This is a genomic window from Streptomyces sp. UH6, from assembly GCF_013421635.1.
In the GTDB taxonomy this organism is placed as follows: domain Bacteria; phylum Actinomycetota; class Actinomycetes; order Streptomycetales; family Streptomycetaceae; genus Streptomyces; species Streptomyces abyssomicinicus.
This window is the reverse complement of the sequence record NZ_JACADT010000165.1, coordinates 1-8,390: the sequence shown is the minus strand read 5'-3', so window position 1 is coordinate 8,390 and position 8,390 is coordinate 1. Positions and strand designations below refer to the sequence as shown.

General features: G+C 71.4%; 8 protein-coding genes and 1 pseudogene. 6 read left to right on the top strand and 3 right to left on the bottom strand.

Annotated elements, in window-relative coordinates; genetic code table 11:
• A pseudogene (locus tag HW445_RS11450) lies at nucleotides 1-345 on the top strand (hypothetical protein); the annotation flags it as partial.
• A gap of 72 nt (nucleotides 346-417) precedes the next feature.
• On the opposite strand, the gene HW445_RS11445 reads toward HW445_RS11450, so the two are convergent.
• Together HW445_RS11445 and HW445_RS11440 are read right to left on the bottom strand one after the other, a co-directional pair.
• Nucleotides 418-789: a toxin Doc gene (locus HW445_RS11445; protein ID WP_180220919.1), complete on the bottom strand. Its 372-nt coding sequence runs from the start codon at nucleotides 787-789 to the stop codon at nucleotides 418-420.
• Complete coding sequence (locus tag HW445_RS11440; RefSeq protein ID WP_180220918.1) at nucleotides 789-1,040, bottom strand: hypothetical protein; 252 nt, start codon at nucleotides 1,038-1,040, stop codon at nucleotides 789-791. The genes HW445_RS11445 and HW445_RS11440 overlap by 1 nt, the downstream gene beginning before the upstream one ends.
• A 206-nt stretch (nucleotides 1,041-1,246) precedes the next feature.
• Between HW445_RS11440 and HW445_RS11435 the strand changes: the two genes are divergently transcribed.
• Nucleotides 1,247-2,029 carry a DUF899 family protein gene (locus tag HW445_RS11435; RefSeq protein WP_180220917.1) on the top strand — a complete coding sequence of 261 codons (783 nt, stop codon included), beginning with the start codon at nucleotides 1,247-1,249 and terminating at the stop codon, nucleotides 2,027-2,029.
• An 84-nt stretch (nucleotides 2,030-2,113) separates the two neighbouring features.
• Here HW445_RS11435 and HW445_RS11430 read toward each other — a convergent pair whose 3' ends face one another.
• Nucleotides 2,114-3,130 (bottom strand): LacI family DNA-binding transcriptional regulator, encoded by a 1,017-nt coding sequence (locus HW445_RS11430; RefSeq protein WP_180220916.1) that lies wholly within the window; start codon nucleotides 3,128-3,130, stop codon nucleotides 2,114-2,116.
• Nucleotides 3,131-3,462: 332 nt separating this feature from the next.
• Between HW445_RS11430 and HW445_RS11425 the strand changes: the two genes are divergently transcribed.
• The 4 genes from HW445_RS11425 (at nucleotide 3,463) to HW445_RS11410 (ending at nucleotide 8,306) form a co-directional block, all read left to right on the top strand.
• The gene (locus tag HW445_RS11425) at nucleotides 3,463-4,773 is read left to right on the top strand and encodes an ABC transporter substrate-binding protein (RefSeq protein ID WP_180220915.1); all 1,311 of its coding nucleotides are present in this window, start codon (nucleotides 3,463-3,465) and stop codon (nucleotides 4,771-4,773) included.
• Nucleotides 4,774-4,867: 94 nt separating this feature from the next.
• Nucleotides 4,868-5,866 (top strand): carbohydrate ABC transporter permease, encoded by a 999-nt coding sequence (locus HW445_RS11420; RefSeq protein WP_180220914.1) that lies wholly within the window; start codon nucleotides 4,868-4,870, stop codon nucleotides 5,864-5,866.
• Nucleotides 5,867-5,880: 14 nt separating this feature from the next.
• Entirely contained in the window at nucleotides 5,881-6,810 is a 930-nt protein-coding gene (locus HW445_RS11415; RefSeq protein WP_180220913.1) for a carbohydrate ABC transporter permease, read from the top strand.
• Nucleotides 6,811-6,872: 62 nt separating this feature from the next.
• Nucleotides 6,873-8,306, top strand: coding sequence for a GH1 family beta-glucosidase (locus HW445_RS11410; protein ID WP_180220912.1), 1,434 nt, complete (start codon nucleotides 6,873-6,875; stop codon nucleotides 8,304-8,306).
• The last annotated feature ends 84 nt before the right edge of the window (nucleotides 8,307-8,390 follow it).

Sequence of the window (8,390 nt, the reverse complement as noted above, 5' to 3'; positions counted from 1 at the left end):
GGACTGGCCGGGCCGGGGATCCCCTCGTCGCCGTCCCGCCCCGACGTCCTCCTCGTCCCCCGCCACCCGCTGACGGGCGCGCCCTGGGGTCCGCCGGGCGACGACGGCGCCGTGGTGCCGCTGGACAGCGGGGTCTGGGCCTACCTCGTCCACCCCGGCGAGACCTCGCCGGTGCCCGCCACCGGACTGCTCCCGGAGGGTGTCCTGCGGGACGACTACACCCTGCCGCCGCGGCCCGGACACCGGCTCATGCCCCACCGCCGCGCCTTCGCGGACACCCTGGCCGGACTGCCCGCGATTCGCTCGCCCCGGCTTCGCAGGTTCCGCGAGGGGGGCCGCCGGTAGTACCCGTGTTCCGGTCCCGGGGAGGGTGCTGTCCGGCGCACGGGGCCACGCCGCGCGGGACGGCCCGTCCGGCTACCCGCGCCAGGTGCGCAGCCGCTCCGCCGCGCCGTACACATCGGTCTTGTACGTCCGCACCTGGGCCACCAGTTCCGGCAGCGCCCCGGGCGGCGCGTCCACCGCCTCACCCGCCTGTGCCATGTACTCCACCGCGGTGAGGGCGGCGAAGAAGGAATTGCGCGCCGGCAGCGGCTCCTCACGCGCGATCGTCACGAGCAGGGCCGCGGCGCGCCAGGCGTTGTCGGGCTCGTAGCCGATCCGCGGCGTGTTGACCCGGTGACGCTGCACGGCGGCGGCGAGCGCCGAATAGTCGGCCACGTCCAGCTCGCGCGGCATCAGCAGCGCCTGGCGCTCCAGCAGCCACGCCAGGTCGATCAGAAGCTCCATCAGGCGGCGTCGGCCCCGGCGCCGCGCGGGGTGACGGCCGGTTCCTCGTCGGGGAACGCCTCGGCGAACTCCTCGGCGTGCTGCCGCACCCACACCGCGGCGCGGGCCAGCGACGCCGGGTCGGAGAGCCGGGGATCGCGCAGGGCGGCCTCGGTCAGGATGGCGGTGACGGTGCTGCCCTCCCGGGACGCCCGCTCCTGGAGCCTGGCGTGCACCTCGTCGGGGACGCGGATGGTCACGGACTTCGACATGTGTCCAGCGTACAGCGGATGCTGTACGTGGGGGAGGGCGTCGGTTCGGGCGCGGTGCGGGTACCCGGGCGGACGACGAGTTCCGGCCGCGCCGCCGGTCGTACCGGTGACCACGGCGTGCGTCGCCGGACGCCCCCGGACCGGACACCGACGCGCCTTCGGGCCGGACGGCAACGCCCCTTCGGGCCGGACACCAGGAGGACATCATGACGCCCACGCCCGATGACCCGTCCGCCGCGCTCCCCGGCCGTCCGCCCGTCGTCGGCCTCGCGGCCTGGCAGGAGGCCCGCGACGAACTGCTGCGGCGCGAGAAGGCCCACACCCACGAGGGCGACGCCATCGCCGCGGCCCGCCGCAGGCTGCCGATGGTGGAGTTCGACGGCACGGCCGAGGTCGTCGGACCCGACGGCCCCGTCCCGTTCCTGGACCTCTTCCAGGGCCGTGAGGAACTCGTGGTGTACAAGCACATGTGGTACGACGACGCGCCGCCCCAGGGGCAGTGCGAGGGCTGCACGACCACGGCCTGGCACCTCAGGGACGCCGTCTACCTCAACGCCCGCGGCGTCTCGTTCGCCCTGGTCACCACCGGCCGGTGGGCGGAGGTGGCCGCCTACGTCCGGTTCATGGGCTACACGCAGCCCTGGTACTCGGTGCGCGACGCCGAGGAGCCGGTCGGCGGCAGGATGGGTTACCTCGCCTCCTACCTCCGCGACGGCGACCGCGCGTTCCTGACCTACTCGACGACGGGCCGGGGCACCGAGCGCGCCAACGGCTCCATGGGCCTGCTGGACATGACGCCCTACGGCCGCGGCGAGGCGTGGGAGGACAAGCCGGAGGACCGGCCCGAGGGGCGTGAGCCGTGCTGGTACTGGCGCACGGACGCGCAGGGGCACGCGACCTGGGGGCCGACCAGCCGCCCGGTGCCGCAGTGGACCCGCCCCGGCGCGACCCCCGTGGAGACCCTCGGCCGGCACGGCCCCCACCACTGAGCCGCTTGCGGGAGGCCGCCGCCGACCCCCCGCGGGCGCCCGCCGGCGGTGGCACTCCGCGGGAGTCTCCGCGAGGCCGCGCCCTCAGGAGGACTCCCGCACCACCAGCTCGGTCGGCAGGGTCAGCCGCTGCCGCTGCGCGTCGGCCTCCCCGATCTCGGCGAGCAGGATCCGGGCCATCGCCCGGCCGACCTCCTCCACCGGCTGACGCACCGTGGACAGCGGCGGGTTGGTGTGCCGGGCGAGAACGGAGTCCTCGAATCCGACCACGGCGACGTCGTCCGGGACCCGCCGCCCCTGGCGGCGCAGCTCGGCCAGCGCACCGACCGCCATGAGGTCGGACGCGGCGAAGACGGCGTCCAGGGTGGGCGCGCGTTCAAGAAGCGAACGCATCGCCCGGCGGCCGCCCTCCTCCGAGAAGTCCCCCGCCTCGACCAGGGATTCGTCGGCCGTGCGCCCCGCCTGCTCGTGGGCGCGACGCCAGCCGGCGAGCCGGGAGTGCCCGACGTCCATGTCCAGGGAACCGGTGATCGTCGCGACGCGGACACGCCCCCGCCGCAGCAGGTGCGCGACCGCCTCGGTGGCCCCGCCGAGGTTGTCGGACGTGACGTAGCTGAGCCTCTCGTCCTCACCGCGCCGGCCCGCCAGCACCGTGGGCAGCCCCATCTCCTCGAGCATGGCGGCCAGCCGCTCCTGCACCCGGACCGACACCAGCAGCACCCCGTCGACCCGGCGCGTCGCGATCGAGGACGTCAACTGGTCCCGCTCCGACTCGTCACGGACCAGGACCAGTTGGAGCTGCGTGCCGGTCTCTGTGAGCACCCCGCTGACCCCTCGGATCAGCGCGGCGAAGAAGGGTTCGGAACCGAGCCGGCTCTCCGACTCGGGGATCACCAGCGCCACCGCCTCGGTGCGGTTGGTCACCAGTCCGCGAGCGACCGAGTTCGGAACGTAGTTGAGCTCCTTGATCGCCTCCAGGACCCTGGCGCGCGCCTCCGCGCTGACGAGTTCCGAGCCGTTGAGGACGCGGGACACCGTCGTGCGCCCCACTCCGGCCCGGGCGGCGACGGTCTTGATCGTGGGCGGACGGCGCTCCGACATGCACTTCTCCCTCGGCGAGCGCGGCGTGGCCGCGTACATGATCGGCGCAATTGTGGCAGACGCCGAGGCGCCCTCGATCCACCGGGCGGACCCCCCGACGCGGCCCGCCGAGTGAACCGCGGACCGGCTTTCGGCAACAAGTTGCTTTCACGTTATTGACATGAGCGTTTCTTAGTACGAGTGTTCCAACCGCCGGTGGGAACGTTCCCACCGCGTGTTGGGAACGTTCCCACCCGGCGATCCGACGTGTTCCTCCCGGACCGTCCGCTTTGCCGCAGTCATGAACAACTCGTAACTCCGGTGCGTCAGCGCCGTCGCTTGGAGGCAGAAACATGACCACTGTCAACCGGTCGTCGCGTACGAGAGCGGTCGCGCTCGTCGCGGCGGTCAGCGCGATCTCGCTCCTCGCCGGCTGCGGCGGCGGCGACGACTCCGTCACGGGCGGCGGCAAGAAGGACGGCAAGACCGTCATCACCATGGGCATGTACGGGGTGATGGGCTTCAAGGAGACCGGGCTCCTCGAGCAGTACGAGAAGGAGAACCCCGACGTCGACATCCAGGCCGAGGTGGCCGGTGACGAGCAGACCTACTACACCGCGCTGCAGACCAAGCTCGCCGCCGGCAAGGGCCTGAAGGACATCCAGGGCATCGAGATCGGCCGCGCCAAGGAGGTCGTCGACACCCAGGCCGACAACTTCGCCGACTTCAAGGGCATGGCGGACACCGACCACTTCCTGCCCTGGAAGCAGTCGCAGATCACCACCAAGGACGGCAAGGTCCTCGGCCTGGGCACCGACATCGGCCCGATGGCCGTCTGCTACCGCAAGGACCACTTCGAGGCCGCCGGCCTGCCCACCGACCGCGAAGAGGTCGCCAAGCTGTGGGAGGGCGACTGGAACAAGTTCGTGGAGGTCGGCAAGACCTTCAAGAAGAACTTCAAGGGCGACAAGGTCGCCTACATGGACGCCTCCAGCGGCCTGTTCAACGCCATGATCTACGGCCACTCCGAGCAGTTCTACAACGCCCAGGGCGAGCTGATCTACAAGGACAACCCGGTCGTCACGGAGGCGTGGAACCTCGCGGCCGACGCGGCCGAGGCCGGCCTGTCCGCCAAGCTGCGCCAGTTCCAGCCCGGTTGGGACCCCGGTCTGTCCAACGGCACCTTCGCCACGACCGTGTGTCCGGCCTGGATGCTCGGCCACATCGGCGAGAAGGCCGGTGACAAGAACAAGGGCAAGTGGGACGTCGCCAAGGCTCCCAAGGGTGCCAACTGGGGCGGTTCCTTCCTCGGCGTGGTCGAGAAGAGCCCGGTGAAGGAGGAGGCCAAGAAGCTCGTCGCCTGGCTCACCGCGCCGGAGCAGCAGGCCCACATCTTCAAGAAGCAGGGCAGCGTGCCCTCCTCCCAGGTGGCGCTGGAGAACCCGGACGTCAAGAACAGCACCTCGGAGTACTTCAGCAACGCCCCGATCGGCCAGATCTTCGGCCAGGCCGCCCAGGAGATCCCGGACGAGCAGGTCCTCGGCCGCAAGGACGGCACCATCAAGGACACCTTCTCCCAGGGGCTGACCCTGGTCGAGGAAGGCACTCCGCGCGACAAGGCGTGGCAGACCACCTCGGAGCGTATCGAGAAGGCGGTCGGCTGACCGTCGCTCCTTGCGGCCGCCCGGGCCCGCCGGTGGCACACGCCGGCGGGCCCGGGGGCCCGGCTCGTACATCTGCTCTCAGGAAGGAAGTCCGGTGGCCACCTCCACCACCAACGCACAGATCGGCGAGGGACGCGAAGGCCCTGCCCCGAAGCGCGGCGCCGACGACGACGGCCGGCGCCGGCGCGGTGCGCTGCTGCACCGGCTGGACATCAAGGGCGCGCCCTACGTGTTCGTCGCGCCGTTCTTCATCGTGTTCGCCGCGTTCAGCTTCTACCCGCTCGTGTACACCTCCTGGATCTCCCTGCACCGGGTGGAGCTGGCCACTCTGGACCTGATGGAATGGGTGGCGTTCGACAACTACGTCGAACTCTGGGGCGATTCGCGGTTCTGGAACGCGCTGGGCAACACCATCACCATCGGCGTGATCTCCACCGTGCCCCAGCTGCTGATGGCGCTCGGCCTCGCCCACCTGCTCAACTACAAGATGCGCGGCTCGCTGTTCTTCCGCGTCGCCTCGCTGGTGCCGTACGCCACCTCGGTCGGCGCCGCGGCGCTCGTGTTCACCATGATCTTCGAGCGCGACTTCGGCATGATCAACTGGGGCCTCGGCCTGTTTGGCGTCGACCCGGTGAACTGGGAGGGCGACAAGTGGCCCGCGCAGTTCGCGATCTCCACCATCGTCATCTGGCGCTGGACCGGATACAACGCGCTGCTCTACCTCGCCGCGATGCAGGCCATCCCGGCCGAGCGCTACGAGGCCGCCGCCATCGACGGGGCCTCCCGCTGGAAGCAGTTCACCAACGTCACCGTCCCCGGCATCCGCTCCACCGTGGTCTTCACCATCGTGCTGTCGACCATCGGCGCGACCCAGCTCTTCGGTGAGCCGCTGATCTTCGGCCAGGGCCCCAACGGCATCTCCGGCGGCGTGGACAACCAGTACCAGACCCTGGGCCTGCTGCTGTACGAGGAGGGCTGGAAGAACTACCAGATGGGCCGCTCGGCGACCGTCGCCTGGGCGATGTTCCTGCTGCTCCTCATCGCCTTCGCGGCCCAGGCCCTGTTCAAGCGCCTGCGCTCCCGTACGTCCTGACCAGGAGACTCCCCATGACCACAGAAAGCCTCCCGGTCGCGGCGGACGCACCGGCCGGGACCACCGCCAGGGTGAAGCCCTCCGCCGGCCGCCCGGGCCGCCTGACGGTGCGCGGACGCGCCGGCCGCCAGCACCACGCGGGCCCGCTCGCCTACGTCCTCCTCGGGATCACGGCGCTCCTGTCGATCTTCCCGCTGTACTGGACGATGGTGGCGGCCTCGACCGACAACACCCGCGTCAGCGAGACGCCGCCGCCGTTCCTGCCCGGCCCGAACCTCTTCAGCAACCTGGCCCGCGCCTGGGACGAGGCGGCGATGGGCCAGGCGATGGTCAACAGCCTGATCGTCGCCGGAGTCATCGCCATGTCCACGGTGATGTTCGCGACGCTGGCCGGGTTCGCCTTCGCCAAGCTGCGCTTCAAGGGGCGCAACATCCTGCTGATGCTGGTCATCGGCACCATGATGGTGCCGCCGCAGCTCGGCGTGGTGCCCCTCTTCATGATGATGGCCGAGCTGGGCTGGTCGCAGCGACTGCCCGCCGTCATCTTCCCCACCCTGGTGAGCGCGGTCGGCGTCTTCTTCATGCGCCAGTACCTCTCGGAGGCCCTGCCCGACGAGCTCGTCGAGGCCGGCCGCGTCGACGGCGCGCACTCGCTGCGGATCTTCTGGAGCATCGTGCTCCCCATCGCGCGGCCCGCGATGGCGGTCCTCTTCATGATCACGTTCGTGCACGCCTGGAACGACTTCTTCTGGCCCTTCGTCGCACTCGACATGACCAACCCGACCGTCCCCGTCGCGCTCACCCAGCTCAGCGCCGGCTACATCCGCGACCAGTCCCTGATCATGGCGGGCGCGCTGCTGGGCACCCTGCCCCTGCTGGCGATGTTCATCGTCTTCGGCCGCCAGATCGTCAGCGGCGTCATGGCGGGCGCCGTCAAGGGCTGACGGGCGACCGTCACCCGTACCGCCACTCCTCCCCGCACCGTCGAAACCCGACAAGGACACACATGGCCACCGCTGCACAGGACTCCACCGCCGGCGCCGCACTCACCTTCCCGGAGGGCTTCCTCTGGGGCTCCGCGACCGCCTCCTACCAGATCGAGGGCGCGGCCGCCGAGGACGGCCGCACGCCGTCCATCTGGGACACCTACGCCCGCACCCCGGGCAAGGTCCGCAACGGCGACACCGGAGACATCGCGACCGACCACTACCACCGCTGGCGCGAGGACGTCGCGATGATGGCCGACCTCGGCATCGGCGCGTACCGCTTCTCCCTCGCCTGGCCGCGCGTCCAGCCCACCGGCCGGGGCCCCGCCGTCCAAAAGGGCCTCGACTTCTACCGCCGCCTCGTCGACGAGCTGCTGGAGAAGGGCATCAAGCCGGTCGCGACCCTCTACCACTGGGACCTGCCGCAGGAGCTCGAGGACGCCGGCGGCTGGCCCGAGCGCGCCACCGCCGAGCGGTTCGCCGAGTACGCGGCCATCGCCGCCGACGCCCTCGGCGACCGGGTCGCGACGTGGACCACCCTCAACGAGCCCTGGTGCAGCGCCTTCCTCGGCTACGGCTCCGGCGTGCACGCCCCGGGCCGCACCGACCCGGTCGACGCCCTGCGCGCCGCGCACCACCTCAACCTCGGCCACGGTCTCGCCGTGCAGGCGCTGCGCAGCCGGATCCCCGCCGACGCCCAGGTCTCGGTCACGCTCAACATCCACCACGTGCGCCCGCTCACCGACGCGGCCGAGGACGTCGACTCGGCCCGCCGCATCGACGCGCTGGCCAACCGCGTGTTCACCGGCCCCATGCTGGGCGGCGCCTACCCCGAGGACCTCCTCAAGGACACCGCCGGCCTCACCGACTGGTCCTTCGTGCGCGACGGCGACCTGACGGAGATCCACCAGCCGCTGGACTTCCTCGGCGTCAACTACTACACGCCCACCCTCGTCTCCAAGGCGGACGGCAGCGGCACCCACAACTCCGACGGACACGGCCGCAGCTCCCACAGCCCGTGGCCCGCGGCCGACGAGGTCGCCTTCCACCAGCCGCCCGGCGAGACCACCGCCATGGGCTGGGCGGTCGACGCCACCGGCATGTACGACCTGCTGCGCCGCCTCGACGCCGACTTCCCCGGCCTGCCGCTGGTGATCACGGAGAACGGCGCCGCCTTCGACGACTACGCCGACCCCAACGGCGAGGTGAAGGACCCGGCCCGCATCGCCTACGTCCGCGACCACCTCGCCGCCGTCCACCGGGCCATCCAGGACGGCACGGACGTGCGGGGCTACTTCCTGTGGTCCCTGCTGGACAACTTCGAGTGGGGCTACGGCTACAGCAAGCGGTTCGGCGCCGTCTACGTCGACTACCCGACCGGCAGGCGCATCCCGAAGGCCAGCGCCCGCTGGTACTCCGAGGTGGCCCGCACCGGCGTCCTCCCCGGAGCCTGACCTCCTCCCGCCCCGTGCCTGGTGCGGCGTCCCACAGCCCGCACGTCGCCGCACCGCGGACCCGCCCCCGATCGCCCGCTCCCC